Consider the following 22,417-nt stretch of genomic DNA (forward strand, 5'->3'; position numbering starts at 1 on the left):
AAAGCGGCTCGCAACCCCCTTCGCGCGGCTCCGGATGCCTGCCGGCCGTCCGCCGGGTCCGCTCCCGGAGCCCCCGGCCTGTTCGATTAATCGCGAGGTCACGGGTGTTCTCCACAGATCCGGGCACTTTTTTCCCTCCACAGCCTGGGGATCCAAAAGTTGTCCATACTGCATCCACAGGCAGAACCCTCGGGAGGACATCGGGCCAGCTCAGCGGGTTGGGGATTTGTGGTCAACGATGATCCACAGCCTGTGGACAAGATCTTCGTCCACAGGCTGTGCGCAAGGTTGTCCACCGGCTGCCCACAGGTCCGGAGCCGTTTTCCCCAGCAGGAGGCCGCTTCTCCACACCGCTGTCCACTGTTCGGCAACACGACAGGCCCCGTCACCGGCCCGAGTGAAAGGCGTCACACCAAGAGGCGGGGTTGGCCTGTGGGGAACGGGGGTAAAGCTGGGGACAGACCTGGGGAGAAACTGCCCTCCCCTGTGTACGGGTTGTGCACAACTTCCGGGTGTCCACAGAAAGCCCGGGTTGTCCACCGGTTCCACCCACAGGGTCGGTGGATAAAAAACAGGCTCTGAGCTGCGAAAACGGGGTTATCCACGGTTTCCACAGGGCCTACTACTACCACCACCCATAGTTAGCCCGGAATCCGTTTCGAAGTGGGCCCTGTGCACAACTCGCCCTCGGAGCGCTCCGGGCCGCTCGCCGCGATTTGACCCCGAGCAGCAACGAGTGTCGGTGCGGTGCGTCAGACTGGTCCCCGGCGTCCTCCCCCTGTCATCGGCGGAGCGACCCGACCAGACGACGAAGGCCGACGACGACGAAGGCCGACAGGGCGAAAACAGCAGGAGGCGGTTCCGGTGAAGATCCGGGTGGAGCGCGATGTACTCGCGGAGGCGGTGGCCTGGGTGGCCCGCAGCCTCCCGGCCCGTCCGCCGGCGCCCGTTCTCGCGGGCCTTCTGCTGAAGGCCGAGGACGGAGCGCTCAGCTTCTCCAGCTTCGACTACGAGGTCTCGGCACGGGTCTCGGTGGAGGCCGAGGTCGAGGAGGACGGCACCGTCCTCGTATCCGGCCGGCTGCTCGCCGACATCTGCCGCGCCCTGCCCAACCGGCCGGTGGAGATTTCCACAGACGGTGTACGGGCGACCGTCTCCTGCGGCTCCTCGCGATTCACACTCCACACCCTTCCTGTGGAGGAGTACCCGGCGCTCCCGCAGATGCCGACCGCGACCGGCACCGTGCCCGGTGAGGTCTTCGCCTCCGCCGCCGCCCAGGTCGCCATCGCCGCCGGCCGCGACGACACGCTGCCCGTCCTGACCGGCGTCCGCATCGAGATCGAGGGCGACACCGTCACCCTCGCCTCCACCGACCGCTACCGCTTCGCGGTCCGCGAGTTCCTGTGGAAGCCGGAGGACCCGGAGGCCTCCGCGGTCGCCCTGGTGCCCGCCAAGACGCTGCTCGACACCGCCAAGGCCCTCACCAGCGGTGACACGGTCACCCTGGCGCTGTCCGGCTCCGGCGCGGGCGAAGGACTCATCGGGTTCGAGGGCGCCGGACGGCGTACGACCACCCGACTGCTCGAAGGCGACCTGCCGAAGTACCGGACGCTCTTCCCCACCGAGTTCAACTCGGTCGCGGTGATCGAGACCGCCCCGTTCGTCGAGGCCGTCAAGCGCGTCGCCCTGGTGGCCGAACGCAACACCCCGGTCCGGCTGACCTTCGAGCAGGGCGTCCTGATCCTGGAGGCCGGCTCCAGCGACGACGCACAGGCTGTGGAAAGGGTCGACGCCGTGCTGGAGGGCGACGACATCTCGATCGCCTTCAACCCGACCTTCCTGCTCGACGGCCTCAGCGCCATCGACTCCCCGGTCGCCCAGCTCTCGTTCACGACCTCCACGAAGCCGGCGCTGCTCAGCGGCCGCCCGGCCGTGGACGCCGAGGCGGACGACGCGTACAAGTACCTGATCATGCCGGTCCGCCTCTCCGGCTGACCTCCCCCGGCCCCGCCCCGGCGGGGCCCGGCGGGCGTGTTCAGCGCCGAGCACGCCCGGCGTCCTGTCCCCTTCCGGGCGTAGGCTCGGATGCGGGTACGAATCGGCACAACGCTAAGGAATCTCTGATGGAGCTCGGTCTCGTCGGCCTCGGCAAGATGGGCGGCAACATGCGCGAGCGCATCCGCCGCGCAGGCCACACCGTCATCGGGTACGACCGCAACGCGGATCTCGCCGATGTCCACAGCCTGGAAGAGCTTGTGGGCAGCCTCAAGGGCCCCCGGGTCGTGTGGGTGATGGTCCCGGCCGGAGCCGCGACCCAGTCCACCGTGGATGAGCTGGCCGAGCTGCTCTCGCCCGGCGACGTCGTCGTGGACGGCGGCAACAGCCGCTGGACCGACGACGAGAAGCACGCGGAGGAGCTGCGCGCCAAGGGCATCGGCTTCGTGGACTGCGGCGTCTCCGGCGGCGTCTGGGGCCTGGAGAACGGCTACGCGCTCATGTACGGCGGCGACGCCGAGGACGTGGCGAAGGTCCAGCCGATCTTCGACGCCTTGAAGCCCGAGGGCGACTTCGGCGCGGTCCACGCGGGCAAGGTCGGCGCCGGCCACTTCGCCAAGATGGTCCACAACGGCATCGAGTACGCCATGATGCAGGCGTACGCCGAGGGCTGGGAGCTCCTGGAGAAGGTCGACTCCGTCACCGACGTGCGCGAGGTCTTCCGCTCCTGGCAGCAGGGCACGGTCATCCGTTCCTGGCTGCTCGACCTGGCGGTCAACGCCCTGGACGACGACGAGCACCTCGACAAGCTCCGCGGCTACGCGGCCGACTCGGGCGAGGGCCGCTGGACGGTCGAGGCCGCGATCGACAACGCGGTGCCGCTGCCCGCGATCACGGCGTCGCTCTTCGCGCGCTTCGCCTCGCGCCAGGACGACTCCCCGCAGATGAAGATGATCGCCGCGCTGCGCAACCAGTTCGGCGGCCACGCGGTCGAGAACAAGAAGTAACCCCGCGACGCCGGGTGGGAGGGGCCCAGCCCGCTCCCACCCGGTGGAGCACGGAGCAGGAAGCCGGGAAGGTCGGCGCACACCATGCACGTCACGCATCTGTCGCTGGCCGACTTCCGCTCGTACGCCCGGGCCGAGGTGTCCCTCGACCCGGGCGTCACCGTGTTCGTGGGGGCCAACGGCCAGGGCAAGACGAATCTGGTGGAGGCCGTCGGCTATCTCGCCACGCTCGGCAGCCACCGCGTCTCCTCCGACGCCCCGCTCGTCCGCATGGGTGCTGAGCGTGCGGTGATCAGGGCGGCCGTCACCCAGGGCGAACGCTCACAGCTGGTCGAGCTCGAACTCAACCCGGGCAAGGCGAACCGTGCCCGGATCAATAGATCGTCCCAGGTCAGACCCCGTGACGTGCTCGGCATCGTACGGACGGTGCTGTTCGCGCCGGAGGATCTGGCCCTGGTCAAGGGCGACCCCGGCGAGCGCCGGCGGTTCCTGGACGAGCTGGTCACCGCGCGGTCGCCGCGGATGGCCGGGGTGCGCTCCGACTACGAGCGCGTGCTCAAGCAGCGGAACACGCTGCTGAAGTCCGCCGCCATGGCCCGCAGGCACGGCGGTCGCTCCCTGGACCTGTCGACGCTCGACGTGTGGGACCAGCATCTGGCCGGGGTGGGCGCGGAGTTGCTGGCGCAGCGCCTGGACCTGATCGCCACGCTCCAGCCGCTGGCCGACAAGGCGTACGGGGACGTGGCGCCCGGCGGCGGCCCGGTGGCCCTCGACTACCGCAGCTCCGTCGGCGACGAGACCGGTCCCGAGCGCACGCGCGAGGAGCTGTACGGGCAGCTCATCGAGGCCCTGGCCGGCGTCCGCAAGCAGGAGATCGAGCGCGGGGTCACGCTGGTCGGGCCGCACCGCGACGACCTGGTGCTCGGCCTGCGCGGAATGCCCGCCAAGGGATACGCGAGCCACGGGGAGTCCTGGTCCTACGCGCTGGCGCTGCGCCTCGCCTCGTACGAGCTGCTGCGCGGCGAGGGCAACGAACCGGTCCTGGTGCTGGACGACGTGTTCGCCGAGCTGGACGCCCGCCGCAGGGAGCGGCTGGCCGAGCTGGTGGCGTCGGCCGAGCAGGTGCTGGTGACCGCGGCGGTGGACGACGACGTGCCGGGGGCGCTCGCGGGGACGCGGTACGCGGTGTCCGCCGGCGAGGTGGAGCGGGTGTGAGCGGCGACGGCGAGGGGAAGGCCCCGGGCGGCGAGGACCGGGCGAAGCCGGCGGAGCCGTCCGGTGTGGACCTGGCCCGGGTCGCCCTGCGCGCGGCGAAGGAGCAGGCGCGGGCGCGCGGTGAGGCGGCGCAGCAGAAGAAGCAGGCCAGGCGCGGCGGCGGGCTGCGCTCCGGGGCGCGGCGGGACGGCCGCGATCCGCTGCCGCTGGGCGCCGCGATCAACCGGCTGATCACCGAGCGCGGTTGGGAGACCCCGGCGGCGGTGGGCGGGGTGATGGGCCGCTGGCCGCAGATCGTCGGTGACGACCTCGCCCTGCACTGCGTGCCCGTGCGGTACGACGAGGAACCGGACCAGCGGGTGCTGACGGTGCAGTGCGATTCGACGGCCTGGGCGACACAGCTGCGGCTGCTGGCTCCCCAACTGGTGGCCCGGCTCAACGCGGACCTGGGCAACGGCACGGTGCGGATGATCAAGGTGCTGGGTCCCGGCGGTCCACAGCACCGGTTCGGCCCGCTGCGCGCCCCGGGGAGCACGGGCCCCGGCGACACCTACGGCTGACCCGCCGCGACCTGGGCTTTTCGTACCCGCGGCCGGTCCCGCGCCGCGTCCCGGCCGCCCGGGGACCCGATTACGTGGCACCTGAAACCGGATCGTGGTGAGCGGGCGTCCCTCACCGTAGCGGGAGGCTGACAGGCCGAAGCGCTCAACGCCTGCGTGAGCCCCTTGAGGCCCCGTCCCGGATATGGGGAGTCGTCAGCCGCTCATTCAGGGCGGCACATGCGTACTCAGGTGCCCGCAAACCCCCATTCGGGTCGGCGCTACCGGTAGACTGATGAACAATCCCGCGTCTGGCGGGATTCGTCGATACAAGCCGAACGACGCAGCCGCTCCCGCCTGCCCGGAGAACGGCCTGTGCTGTGCCAGAAAGGGCGCTTCGTGGCCGATTCCGGCAACCCCAACGAGAACATTCCGTCCACCCAGGGCGAGGGCGACGCCGCTCCCGTCCCGGCCGAGGCGCAGGCCTCGTACGACGCCAGCGCGATCACCGTGCTGGAAGGTCTGGACGCGGTCCGCAAGCGGCCCGGCATGTACATCGGCTCGACCGGTGAGCGCGGTCTCCACCACCTCGTGCAGGAGGTCGTGGACAACTCGGTCGACGAGGCCATGGCCGGGCACGCGGACTCCATCGACGTCACGATCCTCGCCGACGGCGGGGTGCGCGTGATCGACAACGGCCGTGGCATCCCCGTCGGCATCGTGCCGTCCGAGGGCAAGCCCGCCGTAGAGGTCGTCCTCACCGTCCTGCACGCGGGCGGCAAGTTCGGGGGCGGCGGTTACGCCGTCTCCGGTGGTCTGCACGGCGTCGGTGTCTCCGTCGTCAACGCCCTGTCCACGCGGGTCGCCGTCGAGGTGAAGACCGACGGCTACCGGTGGACCCAGGACTACAAGTTCGGCGTGCCGACCGCCCCGCTGGCGCGTAACGAGGAGACCGACGAGACGGGCACCAGCGTCACCTTCTGGGCCGACGGCGACATCTTCGAGACGACCGAGTACTCCTTCGAGACGCTCTCGCGCCGCTTCCAGGAGATGGCCTTCCTCAACAAGGGCCTCACCCTCAAGCTGACCGACGAACGCGAGTCGGCGAAGGCGACGGCCGGTGCGGACAGCGCGGAGGCGGCGGACGTTCCCGAGGAGGAAGTGGCCCGCTCGGTCACGTACCACTACGAGAACGGCATCGTCGACTTCGTCAAGTACCTCAACTCCCGCAAGGGCGACGTCATCCACCAGTCGGTGATCGACATCGCGGCGGAGGACAAGGACCGGCTGCTCTCGGTCGAGATCGCCATGCAGTGGAACACGCAGTACAGCGAGGGTGTCTACTCCTTCGCCAACGCGATCCACACGCATGAGGGCGGTACGCACGAGGAAGGCTTCCGTGCCGCGCTGACCTCGCTGGTCAACCGGTACGCCCGCGACAAGAAGCTGCTCCGCGAGAAGGACGACAACCTCACCGGTGAGGACGTCCGCGAGGGTTTGACGGCGATCATCTCGGTGAAGCTGGGCGAGCCGCAGTTCGAGGGCCAGACGAAGACCAAGCTGGGCAACACGGAGGCCAAGACCTTCGTGCAGAAGGTCGTCCACGAGCAGCTGACGGACTGGTTCGACCGCAACCCGAACGAGGCGGCCGACATCATCCGCAAGGGCATCGCCGCCTCGACCGCCCGTGTGGCGGCCCGCAAGGCGCGCGACCTGACCCGCCGCAAGGGTCTGCTGGAGAGCGCCTCGCTCCCCGGCAAGCTCAGCGACTGCCAGTCGAACGACCCCACCAAGTGCGAGATCTTCATCGTCGAGGGTGACTCCGCAGGCGGCTCGGCCAAGTCCGGCCGCAACCCGATGTACCAGGCGATCCTGCCGATCCGGGGCAAGATCCTGAACGTCGAGAAGGCCCGGGTCGACAAGATCCTCCAGAACACCGAGGTCCAGGCGCTGATCTCGGCGTTCGGCACCGGGGTCCACGAGGACTTCGACATCGAGAAGCTCCGCTATCACAAGATCATCCTGATGGCGGACGCCGACGTCGACGGCCAGCACATCAACACCCTGCTGCTGACCTTCCTGTTCCGCTTCATGCGTCCGCTGGTCGAGGCCGGCCACGTCTACCTGTCGCGCCCCCCGCTGTACAAGATCAAGTGGGGCCGCGACGACTCCGAGTACGCGTACTCGGACCGCGAGCGGGACGCCCTGGTCGCGCTCGGCAAGCAGAACGGCAAGCGGATCAAGGAAGACTCGATCCAGCGCTTCAAGGGTCTCGGCGAGATGAACGCCGAGGAGCTGCGCGTCACCACGATGGACGTCGACCACCGGGTGCTCGGCCAGGTCACGCTGGACGACGCGGCGCAGGCCGACGACCTGTTCTCGGTGCTCATGGGTGAGGACGTGGAGGCGCGGCGCTCGTTCATCCAGCGCAACGCCAAGGACGTCCGCTTCCTCGACATCTGAGTCGGCCGTACAAGCAAGCCGCAGCGCGAAAGGACTTTGACCAGCAATGGCCGACGAGAACACCCCCGCACCCGTGACGCCCGAAGAGGTTCCGCCCGTCGAGGGCGTGGGCATGCGTGTCGAGCCCGTCGGGCTCGAGACGGAGATGCAGCGCTCCTACCTCGACTACGCGATGTCCGTCATCGTCTCGCGTGCGCTGCCCGACGTGCGGGACGGCCTCAAGCCCGTCCACCGCCGCGTGCTGTACGCGATGTACGACGGCGGCTACCGGCCCGAGAAGGGCTTCTACAAGTGCGCCCGTGTCGTCGGTGACGTCATGGGTACGTACCACCCGCACGGCGACTCCTCGATCTACGACGCCCTGGTCCGCCTGGCCCAGCCCTGGTCGATGCGCATGCCGCTGGTGGACTCCAACGGCAACTTCGGTTCCCCGGGCAACGACCCGGCCGCCGCCATGCGGTACACCGAGTGCAAGATGATGCCGCTGTCCATGGAGATGGTCCGGGACATCGACGAGGAGACCGTCGACTTCCAGGACAACTACGACGGCCGCAACCAGGAGCCGACGGTCCTCCCGGCGCGCTTCCCGAACCTGCTGGTCAACGGCTCCGCGGGCATCGCGGTCGGCATGGCGACCAACATCCCGCCGCACAACCTGCGCGAGGTCGCCTCGGGTGCCCAGTGGTACCTGGAGAATCCGGAGGCCTCCCAGGAGGAGCTGCTGGACGCCCTGATCGAGCGGATCAAGGGCCCGGACTTCCCGACCGGCGCGCTGGTCGTCGGCCGCAAGGGCATCGAGGAGGCGTACCGCACCGGCCGCGGCTCGATCACGATGCGCGCGGTCGTGGCGGTCGAGGAGATCCAGAACCGCCAGTGCCTGGTCGTCACGGAGCTTCCGTACCAGACCAACCCCGACAACCTCGCGCAGAAGATCGCCGACCTGGTGAAGGACGGCAAGATCGGCGGCATCGCCGACGTGCGCGACGAGACCTCCTCGCGTACCGGCCAGCGCCTGGTCGTCGTACTGAAGCGGGACGCGGTCGCCAAGGTCGTCCTGAACAACCTGTACAAGCACACCGACCTCCAGACCAACTTCGGCGCCAACATGCTGGCGCTGGTGGACGGGGTGCCGCGCACCCTGTCGATCGACGCGTTCATCCGCCACTGGGTGACGCACCAGATCGAGGTCATCGTCCGGCGCACGAAGTTCCGGCTGCGCAAGGCCGAGGAGCGCGCGCACATCCTGCGCGGCCTGCTGAAGGCCCTGAACGCCATCGACGAGGTCATCGCCCTCATCCGGCGCAGCCAGACCGTCGAGATCGCGCGTGAGGGCCTGATGGGCCTCCTGGAGATCGACGACCTCCAGGCGAACGCGATCCTGGAGATGCAGCTGCGCCGGCTGGCCGCGCTGGAGCACCAGAAGATCACCGCCGAGCACGACGAGCTCCAGGCGAAGATCAACGAGTACAACGAGATCCTGGCCTCGCCCGCGCGGCAGCGGCAGATCGTCAGCGAGGAGCTGGCGGCGATCGTCGACAAGTTCGGCGACGACCGGCGCTCCAAGCTGGTGCCCTTCGAGGGCGACATGTCCATCGAGGACCTGATCGCCGAGGAGGACATCGTCGTCACGATCTCCCGCGGCGGCTATGTGAAGCGCACCAAGACGGACGACTACCGCTCGCAGAAGCGCGGCGGCAAGGGCGTGCGCGGCACGAAGCTCAGGGAAGACGACATCGTCGACCACTTCTTCGTGTCCACGACGCACCACTGGCTGCTGTTCTTCACCAACAAGGGCCGGGTCTACCGGGCCAAGGCGTACGAGCTGCCGGACGCCGGCCGGGACGCGCGCGGCCAGCACGTCGCGAACCTGCTGGCCTTCCAGCCGGACGAGCGGATCGCGCAGATCCTGGCGATCCGCGACTACGACGCCGCGCCCTACCTGATCCTCGCCACCCAGGGCGGCCTGGTGAAGAAGACCGCGCTGAAGGACTACGACTCCCCTCGCTCCGGTGGCGTCATCGCCATCAACCTGCGCGAGACGGAGGACGGCGCGGACGACGAGCTGATCGGCGCGGAGCTGGTCTCGGCCGACGACGATCTGCTGCTCATCAGCAAGAAGGCGCAGTCGATCAGGTTCACCGCGACGGACGAGGCGCTGCGGCCGATGGGCCGTGCCACCTCGGGCGTCAAGGGCATGAGTTTCCGCGAGGGAGACGAACTGCTCTCGATGAATGTCGTCAGGCCCGGTACTTTCGTGTTCACTGCAACCGACGGCGGTTACGCGAAGCGGACCGCGGTCGACGAGTACCGCGTCCAGGGTCGCGGTGGCCTCGGTATCAAGGCCGCCAAGATCGTGGAGGACCGGGGCTCGCTGGTCGGCGCGCTGGTGGTGGAGGAGACGGACGAGATCCTCGCCATCACGCTCGGCGGTGGTGTGATTCGTACGCGAGTCAACGAAGTCAGGGAGACGGGCCGTGACACCATGGGCGTCCAACTGATCAATCTGGGCAAGCGGGACGCCGTCGTCGGCATCGCCCGCAACGCCGAGGCGGGCCGCGAGGCCGACGAGGTCGACGGACCCGTCGACGGCGACGCCGAAGGCGGCACGACCGAGGCGACCACGGCCGACGAGGCCGCCGGCAGCACGGTCGACAGCAATGTCGAGGACACGTCGTCCTCGACCGGGGAGCACGAGGAGTAGAGCGTGAGTGGAGCCACGGGCGCCGGTTCGGCCGCTTCCGGAGCCGGAGGTAACGGTGCCCGTGGCCCCGCCACGGACTCCCAAGGGGGCACTGTGACGGATACACGGGGCCCTCAGCCCCAGTACGAGGGTTACGCGACCGGGCCGCTGCCCGGCGAGCGGGAACCCGCACCCGGGCAGGCGGGCCCGTACCACCCGCCGCAGGCCTACCCCTCGCCTCCGGGCGGGACGCAGGGCGGTGGGCGGCCCTACGGCGCTCAGCAGGGCGTGGGACCGGCCCAGACGGCCCGCAAGCCGCGGACGGGGGCGCGGACCACTCCGCGTACCCGCAAGGCGCGCCTGCGGGTGTCCAAGGCCGATCCGTGGTCGGTGATGAAGGTCAGCTTCCTGCTGTCCATCGCGCTCGGCATCTGCACGGTGGTGGCGTCGGCGGTCCTGTGGATGGTGATGGACGCGATGGGCGTCTTCTCCACCGTGGGCGGCACCATCAGCGAGGCGACCGGTTCCAACGAGGGCAACGGCTTCGACCTCCAGGCGTTCCTGTCGCTGCCCCGGGTCCTGGTCTTCACCTCGGTCATCGCGGTGATCGACGTGGTCCTGGCCACCGCGCTGGCGACGCTGGGCGCCTTCATCTACAACCTGTCGGCGGGCTTCGTGGGCGGCGTCGAGCTCACGCTGGCCGAGGACGAGTAGCCCTGCGGGTATCGATTTTGGGACTGGCCCCGACGTGCGCTAATCTTCAGAAGTCAGCGCGACGGAAAAGCGCGGCGGGGCTATAGCTCAGTTGGTTAGAGCGCATCCCTGATAAGGATGAGGCCACAGGTTCAAATCCTGTTAGCCCCACCAGCGCGAAGGCCCCCACCGGGAACGGTGGGGGCCTTCGGCGTTTCCGGGATGTCATCCCGGATGCGGCGTCATCTCGTGGCCGTACGCCGCAGGCGGCCGCGCAGCGTCTGCGCGAGGGCGCCGAGGACGAATGCCTGGACCAGGGCGCTGACGACGACTCCGCCGGCCAGGAACCAGTACGAGACGGCGCCCTGGCCCCCGATCTCCATGCCCACCATGGAGAACAGCAGGGACGCCGGGGCGGTGAGGAGGAACGGCCAGACCCCTACGAAGCCGGGGTCACCGAAGGTAGCGGCGGCCGCCTCGAACACGATGGAGGCCCCGACGATCCCCAGGTAGACGGCGGAGACGGGGTTGGCGAAGGTCAGACGGAACAGGGCGCGAGCGTGCATGGGATCCCCCGGGAGCAGCGGTAGTTGGTGCCCTCCATGTTTGTGGCGCGTCGGGCTCCGGGCGTGAGTACACCTACTCATCCGGCATGTGTGAACGCCCGGGTGCACGGGAAAGCCCCCGTCCGGTGTGAACCGGCCCGGGGGCTCAGGGGATCAGGTGCGGCGGCGCTGTCACGGTGGCAGGAGCGAGGCGTCCTGCGCCGTGGTGCCGTGCGAGGTGCGGGCGGAGCCCGTGGTGTTCACGGTGTTCCTGGTGTCCGAGGACAGATGCCGGGTGGCGGGTGAGGAGCCGTGGGCCTCGGCGCGGATGCGCTGCTTCATCGTGGGCGGCAGCGCCCGGTCACGCGGAAGGGTCCATCGCACCGAAGGACCGGTCGCTGTTGCGCGGGCGGCGGGCGTGTGCTCGTGGGCCGTGGCCGCCGGCTCCGTGTTCGTGTTCGTGGTCGTGACCTGCGCGGCGGTGGCGGTGGCGCTCGCGAAGCCCAGGGCCGCGAGGAGTGCGAAGAACGCGGTGACGAGGGCGGTCCAGATGTTCTTGGCCGAGACGGTGCTCATGGCCCCTCACTTTCGGGTGGTCCGGTTTGCTTACCTTTCCGATGATGTGGATCCGGCCCGCGATTTCGTGGACCGACGCCGCGCATGCGCCGATCTTCAGATGAACACCACTCGTATGGTTCAACCGGCCCGCTCCGGCTTCCGGTAAGGGCGTCCGAGGGGCACGCACAGAGGGGCCCCGGCCGCACGTCGGCAGGCGCCAATTGGGTTGCGGGGAGGTCACCGGTCGATATCGGCCGGTGTGTATAGTCGGGCGGCAGAAGTCCCCTACGCCAACGAAGGACGAGGTCGCGCGGTGAAGAAGCTTCTCCTGGTCGCACTGGCCGCCATCGGCGGGCTCCTCGTGTACCGCCAGATCCAGGCGGATCGCGCCGAGCAGGATCTGTGGACGGAGGCGACCGACTCCGTGCCCGCGGGTTCGGGTGCCTGAGACGGAACAGCCTGGTACGAGCCCCGGTCGCTGACGCGGCCGGGGCTTCGTGCTGTTGCGGAACCGTGACAGCCGTGCTTTTGGTTCGCGCGAGTAAATCAATTCGGCCGCCGCCGCAGACAGCGGCGGTGCTTGAGGGGCAGGATGGGCGGTCGTTGCGGCCGCGGGGGCTGCCGCCATGGCCGCGATTCCGGCCGTGTTCGTCTGTGTACCCGGCCGCCGAGGGGCAGCCGTACGGATAACGAGGGGAAGCGCGTGATGAGGCGGCGCAGCAGGATGCGGGGGGCGCTCGCGACGATGGCGGCGGTGTTCGCGGTGGCGGCGCTGCCGGGACAGGCGTACGCGGCCGGTGCCCCCGGCTCGTACACCTTCGATCCGGACGCCGAGTCGGCCGTCGGCGCCGACATCAGCGCCGAGGCGTCGAAGCTGGAGCCGGGCGGGGTCTACAGGAGCGCGATCCGGAGCGGGCAGAAGCTGTACTACCGGCTGGACCTGGACGCGAAGACCAACGCCTATGTCTCCGCCGTCGTCGTGCCGAAGAGCGGCGGCAAGGTGTCGTACGGGGACGGGATCACGGTCAGCATCCGGGACAGCTCGGACGACGAATGCAGCTCCCAGGACGCCGTGTTCGGGTCCGCGCAGTACCCCCGCCCCATCGCCGCGTACGCCTCCCGGCGGATCGACAAGGACGGCAGCTGCCAGGACGCCGGCACGTACTACGTGCTGATCGAGCGGGAGACCAAGGAGACCTCCGACCAGGGGGAGTGGGACCTGGAGCTGCGTTACGCCTCCGAGCCGCAGCTCGCGAAGCCCTCCCCCGAGGCGACCACCGCCCCGACGGCCTGGCCGTCCGCGTCCCCGCCGCCGCCCGCCGCCGCCACGGACAACACCCGGCGCGGGGGCGCCGGTTACTACGACGCCACGAGCCTGGAGACGGGTGAGTGGAAGGACCGGATCGAGCCCGGGCAGACCCTCTTCTACCGGGTGCCGGTGGACTGGGGCCAGCAGCTCTTCGCGACGGCCGGGCTGAGCAACAGCACCTCCGAGAAGAGCGCCTACGTCAGCAGCGCGCTGGCGGTGTCGCTGGAGAACCCCGCGCTGGGGCACGTCGCCGAGGTGTCGCCCACGTCCTATTCGGGAAAGCCGATCTCCGTCCCCTTCGACCCGCTGCCCCCGGTGGCGTACGAGAACCGCTACGACTCCAGTGACGATGTCGGCGGGATGCGGTTCGCGGGCTGGTACTACCTCTCCGTCTCGCTGAGCCCGGAGGTCGCGAAGCCGTACGGGCAGAAGCCGATCGCGCTGACCCTCAAGATCAGCGTGAAGGGCGAGGCGGAGGAGTCGCCGTACAAGGGCGATGCCGGGATCTTCGCCGTGACCCCGGGCGACAAGGACGCGGCGCGGCAGGGGCAGAGCGGCGCGCAGGCCGCTGAGGCCGCGGGCGAGCGCGACACGATGAAGCTGGTCGCGGCGGCCGGGATCGGCGCCGGCACCGTGCTGGTGCTCTGGCTGGGGGCGTGGACCCTGATCGCGCGACGCCGCGCGGCCGCCGCACCGGCCGCGCCCACGGGCGGGCCGTACCCGTACGGAGGGCCGCCCCAGGCTTGGTAGGCGGGGGCGGCCGTCCTCGTACTCAGGACTGGGTCAGCGCCCAGATGCCCACGGCGAAGCAGACCAGGGCCACCAGCAGGACCGGGACCGCCACCTTCGGGGGTGGTCCCGGACGCGTTCCGGGGGAGGACGCCGGTGCCTGGAAGGGGGCTGCCCCTTGCTGGGGGCCGTGTAGGGGTGGGTGAAGGGCTGATCGTGCGGGCCGGGGGCCGGTGCGGGCACGGGGCTCGCTGCCGGGGCGGTGTAGCCGACCGGGTTCGGATAGCCGTACGGAGCGGCGGGTGCCGCGGTTTGCGGGGCGTGGGGCGCGGGAACGGCCGGCCCGGGGGGCGGGAGGTGGAAGCTGCCCGTCTCGGACATGGAAGCCGGGGCGGAGGGGGAGGGCTGCGGCGCGAACTGCCCGTCCGTGCGGGGGTCGGTTGTCCGAGGACCCGGGGAGTGCGCTGCCGTCGTCCCGCCGGACCGCAGGGGGCCGTCGGGGCCGAAGCCCTCGGGCAGCGGGCCGATCTGGTCGAAGACCTCCACCGGCTCCTCGGCCTCCGAGGGCTCGGGAAGCATCTCGACGGCGGCGTTCAGCGCCTTGCGCGCACCCGTGGCCGTACGGAAACGGTCCTGCGGGTCAGGTTGCAGGAGCCCCGCGATGACCTGCCACAACGGCTCCGGGACGCCGTCCGGGGCGCTGGGAGTGCCGTGTTCGGCGAAGTGCTCGATGAGATCCTGCGAGTCGGGCTTGGTGCCCTGGAGCAGATAGAGGGCGACCAGGCCGACCGCGAAGAGGTCCGCCGGGAAGTCCGGTTCGGCGCCCATCATCTGCTCGGGAGCGAAGTAACCGAGCGTCCCCACCACGTAGTTGGTCTCGGTGAGGCGGGGCTCGCCCTTGCGCATGGAGATGCCGAAGTCGGACAGCCGCAGATGCGGGCGGCCCCGACCGGTGGCCTCCATAAGGATGTTGGCCGGTTTGATGTCCCGGTGCACGACGCCTTCGGCGTGCACCGTCGAGAGGCCGGACAGCAGCTGGTCGAGCAGGGTGCAGACGAATCGAGGGGGCAACGGGCCGTAGTCGCCGATGACATGGGCCAGCGAGCCGCCGCTGACGAGGTCCATGGTGAAGAGGACCTGGTCGTCGTCGGCGGCCCAACTGGCCGGAGCGAGCACATGGGGGTGCTCGATGCGCAGCGCCTGTTCACGGACGAAGCGGAGCAAGGTGTGCGCGTCGCTCTGCTGGAGCACCTTGGCCGCCACATAGCGGCGGCGCCGGTGGTCCCAGGCGCGCCACACGGCACCGACCCCACCGCGTCCGATCGGATCGACCAGTTCGTACCGTCCGGCGAAGACCTCACCCATGGCGCTGCGCCCGCTCCCCGTTCGTGTTCCGGCCCTTGCCCCCGTACCGCGCGGGCCTAGCTCTGGTGGCTCTCGTAGTGCGTCACCGCTTCCGCGGTGCGCCCCGCTCCGTACACCCGGAGGAACTCTGCCAGTTCCGGGTGCGTCGGGGCGAGGGAGTCCGCCGCGTCGATGATGTCACCGGCGGCCGCGACCGAGCGCAGCAGCGACTGGATCTCCCGGACCACCCGGCGCACCGTGGGGGCCCCGCCGCTGGACGTGGTCTGGCCGGTGCCGGAGAGGACCGAGCCGCCCTGGGACTTCTTGATCTCCTCCATGCGGGTCGTGGCCTCGGCGGCGCTGACGCTGCCGTCGGCGACCTGGCCGGCCAGCTCCTGAAGGGCCTGGACGCGCTGGACGACCGCCGGGTTGCCGATCTTCGCCCGCTGACCGCTCATGAGCTGGGAGAGCATGGGAGCGGACAGTCCGAGTGCCGCGGCGAGGCGGGCCTGGTTGAGGCCGAGGTCGTCGATCAGCCGGCGGAAGAGCGCCCCCAACGGCTCCCCGTACCAACTGCGCTGGAGGTCTCTGGCTCTGGCCGTCGCCTCTTGCTGCGCTGCATCCATTGCGTCTCCCCTTCGCATCGGCTTCGCTGCTGCGAACCTCGACCAGCATCTTACGGAGCGTGGTCGCGCACGGGGAGTCCCTGATTTTTTGCAGGATCACCGGGGTGAGCCGGTACTCTGTTCTGCGGCGGTGGCCAGAACATCGAAGTGTTCGGGCTGCGCGCTGTCGGGGCCTTAGCTCAGTTGGTAGAGCGCTGCCTTTGCAAGGCAGATGTCAGGAGTTCGAATCTCCTAGGCTCCACATCCCGAGACCCCCCTGAACTGCGGAAACGCGGATCAGGGGGGTCTTTGCGCGCGCCGACGGGCGCCGGGAGACCTCGCGGTCCTCCGGCGCCCGTCCTGGTGCGCGTGCTGTCGTGCGGGTGCGCGGGTCAGGCGCGGTCGTCCGGGCCCGTGGCCTCCGGGCCGTCCTCGCCGACCGCCTCGGCGTCGGCCTGCTTGGCCTCGACCTCGGGGTCCAGGACCGTCGAGGCGTGCGGGCTGCCGTCGACGGAGGACAGCGGGGCGCGGTCGTCCACCTCGGTGGGGGCGGGCGGCTCCACCAGCCACTCGGGGTTCGCCTGCTTGTCCCACCAGCGCCACACCGCGTAGCCGGCGCCTGCCAGGACGCCGGTGATGGCCAGGCCCTTGAACGCCTTGCCCGCCCTGGCCCGTCGCTCGTGCTTCCGGGCCAGCTTGCGGATCTGCTTCGCCGTGACCTGGCCGCGCAGGGCGGCCACCGCGGCGGCGCTGCGGGCCGCGGCTTCCTCGGCCACCGGCTGGGCGGCGGCCCGGGCGCTCTCGATGCGCGGGACGGTGTAGTCCGCGGCGCTGCGGGCGGCCTGACGGGTGCGGAGCGCGGCGCGCTGGGCGACCTCGTCAACCTTGGGGGTACGTGCGTGCGGGCGAGCTCGATACGCGGGGCGACGTGCGCGCCGTACTGCACACGGGCCTGCTTGGCTGCCTTCGACACCTTCGGTGCGAGCAGCGTGCGGGCCTCGTGCGCATAGTGAACGGCCTGGTCCTTGGCCGAGTCGGCGTAGGGCGCCACCACTTCCGCGGCGTGCTGCACGCTGTCCCTCGCCGAGTCGGTTGCGGCACGCACGCTGTCGATGCGGGTCACGGGATCCTCCTCCTTGGTGGCGGGTAGGTACTCCGCCTTTCCGCCCAATTCGAGATCATGCCTGCGCGGGCCCTTTGCGGCATGTGGGGCGGGCATCCGGGTCATTCGGTACCTTCCGATGACCATGCCATGGTTCGTCCGGTATCGCGCCGGTTCGTCACGCACTTGGCCGCATCGGTCGTGCCGCGGCCGTGGAGCGGCGGCGCGTGCAAGGATCGGAGCGTCGGACCGGTCCGGTCAGCGGGGCGGGCCGGAGCGCGGCGCAGTCGCGCGAGCACATGTGCAGACTCACGGAAGGCAGATCGTGGCCGAGCAGCTTTACGCCACCTTGAAGACCAACAAGGGCGACATCGAGATCCGGCTCCTGCCGAACCACGCCCCCAAGACGGTCAAGAACTTCGTCGAGCTCGCCAACGGAGAGCGTGAGTGGACCCATCCCGCCACGGGGGAGACGTCGAAGGACCGGTTGTACGACGGCACCGTCTTCCACCGCGTGATCAGCGGTTTCATGATTCAGGGCGGTGACCCGCTGGGGAACGGCACCGGCGGTCCGGGTTACGAGTTCACGGACGAGTTCCACCCCGACCTCGCCTTCAACAAGCCCTATCTGCTGGCCATGGCCAACGCCGGACCGGGCACCAACGGCTCGCAGTTCTTCATCACCGTCTCGCCGACGGCCTGGCTGACCGGCAAGCACACGATCTTCGGTGAGGTGGAGGACGCGAAGAGCCGGGAGGTGGTGGACGCCATCGCGACCACCGCGACCAATGCGCGTACCGACCGGCCGGTGCAGGACGTCGTCATCGAGTCGGTCGCCATCGAGAAGCGCTGATCGCCCTCCGCGTCCGCTCGCTCACTCTCCGATTTCCCGTTCGGGAACCAACCGCCCCGCCCGTCCGTATCTCATGGCAGAACGGATGCGCGGGCGGTGTCGTGCGCACCCGTGCGAAGACGAGGACCGAGGGGACCGGGAAGCCATGGGACCGATGGACCAGCAGCCGCCGGGCGCGTCCGGGCCGCCCCCGCCCGTCGAGGGGCCGGCCCACTGCTACCGCCACCCGGACCGGGAGACGGCGGTCCGGTGCGTCCGCTGCGACCGGCCCATCTGCCCGGACTGCATGGTCGACGCGTCGGTCGGCTTCCAGTGCCCGGACTGCGTCCGCCAGGGGTCCGGTACGGGGCACGGCGCGTCCGCCGCCCGGCCGCGCACGCTGGCCGGGGGCGTCGTCGCGGCGGACCCCCGGCTGATCACCAAGATCCTGCTGGGGATCAATCTCGCGGTGTTCGTCGCGGTGCTGGCCGACGACGCGCTGCTCGACCGCCTGGTGCTGCTCGGCCGTGCCAACTTCTACTACGGCGGACCGCCCGAGGGCATCGCGGAAGGCCAGTGGTACCGGCTGGTGACGTCGATGTTCCTGCACCAGGAGGTGTGGCACATCGCCTTCAACATGCTGAGCCTGTGGTGGCTGGGCGGACCGCTGGAAGCGGTGCTGGGCCGGGCCCGCTACCTCGCGCTCTATCTGCTCTCGGGGCTGGCGGGCGGCGCCCTGACGTACTGGCTGGCGGAGCCGAACCAGCCCTCGCTGGGTGCGTCGGGAGCCATCTTCGGGCTCCTGGGCGCCACCGTCGTACTGATGCGTCGGCTGAACTACGACATGCGCCCGGTCTTCGCGCTCCTCGCGATCAACCTGCTTCTCACCTTCAACCCCTGGGGCGGGATCGCCTGGCAGGCGCACATCGGCGGGCTGATCGCCGGGGTGCTGATCGGGATCGGCATGGTGCACGCCCCGCGGGAGCGGCGTGATCTGGTGCAGTTCGGGACCTGTGCACTGGTGCTCGCGGCCGTCGTCCTGATCGTGGTGACGAGAACGGCCGCCCTCACGTAGAAGCGGCTGTCGGGGCGAGTGTGGACCATTTGTGACCGAAGTTGTCCACAGGGTTCCACAGCCTGATCCGGATCTTGTGCATAGCGCGGGTACAACTGTGCCCCTTGTCCCTGAGCTGGGTTTTTCCAGTCGGGACAAGGGGCGTCCCGCCCCCGGGCGGGGGCGGCTGCAGTCACACCGGCGTCAACGGCCTGAGAGTTATCCACAGATCGTCTGACCTTTTCCCCCACCTGTGGATAACGCTGTGGGTAACTCAGGGCAGGGGTTGCGGAGCGGGTGCGGCGTGTGGTTCTACGCGGTCGCGCGGGCTACTTCCACTGGGTGGAGACGCCGAAGCCGCCGGCGATGAAGCCGAAGCCGACGACGATGTTCCAGTTCCCCAGCGACTTGATCGGCAGGTCGCCGTCGGTCACGTAGAAAACGACGATCCAGGCCAGCCCGATCAGGAAGAGCGCCAGCATCACGGGCGCCACCCAGCTGCGGCTGGTGAGCTTTATGTTGGTCGCCTGCTTCGCCGGGGGCGGCGTGAAGTCGGCCTTCTTGCGGATCCGTGACTTCGGCACGAGGAACTCTCCTGTCGATGCGCTGCGTGACCGCGCAGGGAACTGTGGCTGGCGCCGGGGCGGGGCGCGAGGGGGAATGTGGCCTCCCCCGGGCGTCCGTTAGCGTAGTCCTTCCGTGGCACCGAAGGAGATAAGGGTACGTTGAGCAATTCTGCCGACTCTCCCCCGGGCCGGTCCGCCGTACCTTCCGGCACCCGGCCAGAGTGCTCACGGCTGCCGTTTTCGCCCTTGCCGGGCTCATCTTCGTGACCAGCGCGAATACGGCGAAGGGCACCAATATCCGCACCGACGCCTCGCTGCTGAAGCTTTCGGACCTCATCCAGCAGCGCAGCGAGAAGAACGCCGCCCTGGAGGAGTCCGCCGCGTCCGTGCGCGGGGACATCGACAGCCTCGCCCAGCGCGACAACGGCAGCACCAAGGCGGAGGCCGCCAAGCTCAGGGCGCTGGAGCGGACCGCGGGCACTACCGCGCTGTCCGGCCCCGCCGTCTCCGTGACGCTCAACGACGCCCCGCCCAACGCCACCGCCAGCCCCGGCTACCCCGACCCGCAGCCCAACGACCTGGTCATCCACCAGCAGGACCTCCAGGCGGTCGTCAACGCCCTCTGGCAGGGCGGCGCCAAGGGCGTCAAGGTCATGGACCAGCGGCTGATCTCCACCAGCGCCGTGCGCTGCGTCGGCAACACCCTGATCCTCCAGGGCCGGGTCTACTCGCCCCCGTACAAGATCACCGCGGTCGGTGACCCCGATGCGCTGCGACGCGCGCTGGATGCCTCGCCCGCCATCCAGAACTACCTGCTGTACGTGCAGGCGTACGGGCTCGGCTGGAAGGTGGACGAGCAGGGGGCGGCGACCCTTCCCGGCTACTCGGGCGCGGTGGACCTGCACTACGCGGAGCCGGTGAAGTAGCAGACGGCGACAGGCGCCGCACAGCTTTCCACAGGCATCCCACGCCGGGCCCCGAGCCCCTTAGTCTGGACCCGGTACCGAATGGAGGGTCTGGATGTACAGCTGGATCTGGCGGCATCTGCCGGGCAACGTGTGGGTGCGTGGGTTCATTTCGCTCGTGCTCGCCCTGGCGGTCGTCTATGTGCTGTTCCAGTACGTCTTCCCGTGGGCGGAGCCGCTGCTTCCGTTCGGCGACGTGACGGTCGACGGAGCGAGCGCGCCGGCGGGGGCCGCCCGATGAGCGCCCGCATCCTCGTCGTGGACAACTACGACAGCTTCGTCTTCAACCTCGTCCAGTACCTCTACCAGCTCGGTGCCGAGTGCGAGGTGCTGCGCAACGACGAGGTGACCACGGCCCACGCGCAGGACGGCTTCGACGGCGTCCTGCTCTCCCCCGGCCCCGGCACCCCGGAGCACGCGGGCGTCTGCGTCGACATGGTGCGGCACTGCGCGGCGACCGGCGTCCCGGTCTTCGGGGTCTGCCTGGGCATGCAGTCCATGGCCGTGGCGTACGGCGGCGTCGTCGGCCGCGCCCCCGAGCTGCTGCACGGCAAGACCTCGCCGGTGCTCCACGAGGGCGCGGGCGTGTTCGCCGGGCTGCCCTCGCCCTTCACCGCGACCCGCTACCACTCGCTCGCCGCCGAGCCGGACACCGTGCCCGACGAGCTGGAGGTCACCGCGCGGACCGCCGACGGCATCATCATGGGCCTCCGCCACCGCGAGCTGGCCGTCGAGGGCGTGCAGTTCCACCCGGAGTCGGTGCTCACCGAGCACGGCCACCTGATGCTGGCCAACTGGCTGGTGCGCTGCGGGGACACCGGAGCCGTCGAGAGGTCGGCGGGGCTCGCTCCGGTGGTGGGCAAGGCCGTCGCGTGACCCCACCCCGCCACGGAGCCGGGGCAGGGCAGGACGAGCCGCACGATCCGCGGGCGTACGAGGACCCGAGCGCGTTCGAGGCGGCGGTCCACCGGCTGGCGGACCCGTTGAACGACCCGCTGCCGGGGCCGGAGCCCGCAGCCCCGCAGCCCGTCCCGGAGCCCGTGGTCCCGCAGCAGCAGGCGCCCTACGAGCCACAGGCCCCCAGCAGGCCCCGCAGGAGTGGTACGACCCCGACGGGTACCAGCGCGACTGGTACGGCCACCAGGCGCCCGTACAGCCGCCCTTGACGGCATCGCAGCCCGTGCCCGACCCGTACGTCCTGCCCGACCCGAGCCCCGAGGCCGTACCGCAGCCCACGGCCGAGGAGGCCGTGGAGCCGGCCACCGAGATCCTCGGCCGAATAGACGCGGGCGACCCGGTCGTGCCGGAGCCGCGGGAGGCCACCGAGGCCGACGAGCCCGGTGGCGTACCCGACGCGGCCACGCCGCCGCCCACCGGGGGCCGCGCCGAGCGCAGGCGCGCCGCCAAGGGGCATGGCCGCAGGCGGCCCGCGCCGCGGCCCGCTCCTGGGAGCACGGCCCCGGCGAAGCCCATGACGCGCATGGAGGCGCGCCGCGCGGCCAAGGCCGCCAAGGACAGCCCCGCGATCGTCATCAGCCGGGGCATCGGCGAAATCTTCATCACCCTGGGCGTCCTGATGCTGCTGTTCGTCACCTACCAGCTCTGGTGGACGAATGTGCGGGCCGACCAGATCGCCGGCCGGGAGACCCACAAGATCCAGGACGACTGGGCCAAGAACGAGAACACGCCTGAGAAGCAGGAGGCGTTCGAGCCGGGGCAGGGCTTCGCCATCATCCACATCCCCAAGCTGGATGTCGTCACGCCGATCGCCGAGGGCACCAGCAAGGAGAAGGTCCTCGACCGGGGCATGGTCGGCCACTACAGCGAGAAGCCGCTGAAAACGGCGATGCCCTCCGCCGAGGAGGGCAACTTCGCGCTGGCCGGCCACCGCAACACCCATGGCGAACCGTTCCGGTACATCAACCGCCTGAAGCCGGGTGACCCGATCGTGGTCGAGACCCGCGAGGCGTACTACACGTACGAGATGACGAGCGTGCTGGCGCAGACCTCGCCCTCGAACGTCTCCGTGATCGCGCCGGTGCCGAAGCAGTCCGGCTTCACCAAGCCCGGCCGGTACATCACCTTGACGACGTGTACGCCGGAATTCACGAGTACGTACCGTTTGATCGTCTGGGGCAAGATGGTCGACGAACGGCCGCGCAGCGAGGGGAAGCCCGACGTGCTCGCGGACTGAACGGGCCCCACGCCATGACGAC

At 70.0% G+C, this 22,417-nt stretch carries 18 protein-coding genes, 2 tRNA genes and 3 pseudogenes; 17 read left to right on the forward strand and 6 right to left on the reverse strand.

What is annotated here, in order from left to right; all coding sequences use genetic code 11:
* Window positions 1–864: 864 nt before the first annotated feature.
* The 8 genes from dnaN (at window position 865) to NEH16_RS15950 (ending at window position 10,766) form a co-directional block, all read left to right on the forward strand.
* Window positions 865–1,995 (forward strand): DNA polymerase III subunit beta, encoded by a 1,131-nt coding sequence (gene dnaN / locus NEH16_RS15915; protein ID WP_073966647.1) that lies wholly within the window; start codon window positions 865–867, stop codon window positions 1,993–1,995.
* A 128-nt stretch (window positions 1,996–2,123) separates the two neighbouring features.
* A complete protein-coding gene (gene gnd, locus NEH16_RS15920; protein WP_073966646.1) occupies window positions 2,124–3,002 on the forward strand; it encodes a phosphogluconate dehydrogenase (NAD(+)-dependent, decarboxylating) in 879 nt (292 codons plus the stop codon).
* A gap of 84 nt (window positions 3,003–3,086) precedes the next feature.
* A complete protein-coding gene (gene recF, locus NEH16_RS15925; RefSeq protein WP_265543092.1) occupies window positions 3,087–4,217 on the forward strand; it encodes a DNA replication/repair protein RecF in 1,131 nt (376 codons plus the stop codon).
* A complete protein-coding gene (locus NEH16_RS15930) occupies window positions 4,214–4,777 on the forward strand; it encodes a DUF721 domain-containing protein (RefSeq protein ID WP_073966644.1) in 564 nt (187 codons plus the stop codon). The genes recF and NEH16_RS15930 overlap by 4 nt, the downstream gene beginning before the upstream one ends.
* Window positions 4,778–5,131: 354 nt before the next feature.
* Window positions 5,132–7,219 (forward strand): DNA topoisomerase (ATP-hydrolyzing) subunit B, encoded by a 2,088-nt coding sequence (gene gyrB / locus NEH16_RS15935; RefSeq protein WP_073966643.1) that lies wholly within the window; start codon window positions 5,132–5,134, stop codon window positions 7,217–7,219.
* Window positions 7,220–7,265: 46 nt separating this feature from the next.
* Window positions 7,266–9,920, forward strand: coding sequence for a DNA gyrase subunit A (gyrA, locus tag NEH16_RS15940; protein ID WP_073966642.1), 2,655 nt, complete (start codon window positions 7,266–7,268; stop codon window positions 9,918–9,920).
* A gap of 93 nt (window positions 9,921–10,013) precedes the next feature.
* Window positions 10,014–10,613 (forward strand): DUF3566 domain-containing protein, encoded by a 600-nt coding sequence (locus NEH16_RS15945; protein ID WP_073966641.1) that lies wholly within the window; start codon window positions 10,014–10,016, stop codon window positions 10,611–10,613.
* Window positions 10,614–10,689: 76 nt separating this feature from the next.
* Window positions 10,690–10,766 (forward strand) — tRNA-Ile (locus tag NEH16_RS15950).
* Window positions 10,767–10,834: 68 nt separating this feature from the next.
* Here the strand turns inward: NEH16_RS15950 and NEH16_RS15955 are convergent.
* The gene (locus tag NEH16_RS15955) at window positions 10,835–11,158 is read right to left on the reverse strand and encodes an SCO4225 family membrane protein (protein ID WP_265543097.1); all 324 of its coding nucleotides are present in this window, start codon (window positions 11,156–11,158) and stop codon (window positions 10,835–10,837) included.
* Between the two features lie 171 nt (window positions 11,159–11,329).
* Window positions 11,330–11,713: a DUF6344 domain-containing protein gene (locus NEH16_RS15960; protein WP_265543099.1), complete on the reverse strand. Its 384-nt coding sequence runs from the start codon at window positions 11,711–11,713 to the stop codon at window positions 11,330–11,332.
* A gap of 295 nt (window positions 11,714–12,008) precedes the next feature.
* Here NEH16_RS15960 and NEH16_RS15965 point away from each other — a divergent pair, with 295 nt between their 5' ends.
* Both NEH16_RS15965 and NEH16_RS15970 read left to right on the forward strand, forming a co-directional pair.
* Window positions 12,009–12,143, forward strand: a complete 135-nt coding sequence (locus NEH16_RS15965; protein ID WP_221939369.1) for a DLW-39 family protein — start codon at window positions 12,009–12,011, stop codon at window positions 12,141–12,143.
* A 276-nt stretch (window positions 12,144–12,419) separates the two neighbouring features.
* Window positions 12,420–13,754 (forward strand): hypothetical protein, encoded by a 1,335-nt coding sequence (locus tag NEH16_RS15970; RefSeq protein ID WP_265547206.1) that lies wholly within the window; start codon window positions 12,420–12,422, stop codon window positions 13,752–13,754.
* Between the two features lie 22 nt (window positions 13,755–13,776).
* On the opposite strand, the pseudogene NEH16_RS15975 reads toward NEH16_RS15970, so the two are convergent.
* Window positions 13,777–15,098: pseudogene (locus NEH16_RS15975) on the reverse strand (serine/threonine protein kinase).
* Window positions 15,099–15,154: 56 nt separating this feature from the next.
* A complete protein-coding gene (locus NEH16_RS15980; protein ID WP_073966635.1) occupies window positions 15,155–15,703 on the reverse strand; it encodes a helix-turn-helix domain-containing protein in 549 nt (182 codons plus the stop codon).
* A 168-nt stretch (window positions 15,704–15,871) separates the two neighbouring features.
* Here NEH16_RS15980 and NEH16_RS15985 point away from each other — a divergent pair.
* Window positions 15,872–15,944, forward strand: a tRNA-Ala gene (locus NEH16_RS15985).
* Between the two features lie 130 nt (window positions 15,945–16,074).
* Here NEH16_RS15985 and NEH16_RS15990 read toward each other — a convergent pair.
* Window positions 16,075–16,805 (reverse strand): annotated as a pseudogene (locus tag NEH16_RS15990) (DUF5324 family protein).
* Between the two features lie 304 nt (window positions 16,806–17,109).
* Here NEH16_RS15990 and NEH16_RS15995 point away from each other — a divergent pair.
* Both NEH16_RS15995 and NEH16_RS16000 read left to right on the forward strand, forming a co-directional pair.
* Window positions 17,110–17,637 carry a peptidylprolyl isomerase gene (locus tag NEH16_RS15995; RefSeq protein WP_073966633.1) on the forward strand — a complete coding sequence of 176 codons (528 nt, stop codon included), beginning with the start codon at window positions 17,110–17,112 and terminating at the stop codon, window positions 17,635–17,637.
* A gap of 154 nt (window positions 17,638–17,791) precedes the next feature.
* Window positions 17,792–18,691 carry a rhomboid family intramembrane serine protease gene (locus NEH16_RS16000; protein WP_265547208.1) on the forward strand — a complete coding sequence of 300 codons (900 nt, stop codon included), beginning with the start codon at window positions 17,792–17,794 and terminating at the stop codon, window positions 18,689–18,691.
* 308 nt (window positions 18,692–18,999) lie between these two features.
* Here the strand turns inward: NEH16_RS16000 and crgA are convergent, their stop codons facing one another.
* The gene (gene crgA, locus NEH16_RS16005) at window positions 19,000–19,254 is read right to left on the reverse strand and encodes a cell division protein CrgA (RefSeq protein ID WP_265543105.1); all 255 of its coding nucleotides are present in this window, start codon (window positions 19,252–19,254) and stop codon (window positions 19,000–19,002) included.
* A gap of 203 nt (window positions 19,255–19,457) precedes the next feature.
* Here crgA and NEH16_RS16010 point away from each other — a divergent pair, with 203 nt between their 5' ends.
* The 4 genes and pseudogenes from NEH16_RS16010 (at window position 19,458) to NEH16_RS16025 (ending at window position 22,395) form a co-directional block, all read left to right on the forward strand.
* On the forward strand, window positions 19,458–20,162 hold the full coding sequence (locus tag NEH16_RS16010; protein ID WP_343299517.1) for a DUF881 domain-containing protein: 705 nt from the start codon (window positions 19,458–19,460) through the stop codon (window positions 20,160–20,162).
* A gap of 94 nt (window positions 20,163–20,256) precedes the next feature.
* Complete coding sequence (locus NEH16_RS16015; RefSeq protein WP_265543108.1) at window positions 20,257–20,442, forward strand: hypothetical protein; 186 nt, start codon at window positions 20,257–20,259, stop codon at window positions 20,440–20,442.
* Window positions 20,439–21,077: an aminodeoxychorismate/anthranilate synthase component II gene (locus NEH16_RS16020; RefSeq protein WP_018101916.1), complete on the forward strand. Its 639-nt coding sequence runs from the start codon at window positions 20,439–20,441 to the stop codon at window positions 21,075–21,077. The genes NEH16_RS16015 and NEH16_RS16020 overlap by 4 nt, the downstream gene beginning before the upstream one ends.
* A pseudogene (locus NEH16_RS16025) lies at window positions 21,074–22,395 on the forward strand (class E sortase). The gene NEH16_RS16020 and the pseudogene NEH16_RS16025 overlap by 4 nt, the downstream one beginning before the upstream one ends.
* The last annotated feature ends 22 nt before the right edge of the window (window positions 22,396–22,417 follow it).

The sequence above is a fragment of the Streptomyces drozdowiczii genome (assembly GCF_026167665.1).
Classification (GTDB): Bacteria; Actinomycetota; Actinomycetes; order Streptomycetales; family Streptomycetaceae; genus Streptomyces; species Streptomyces drozdowiczii_A.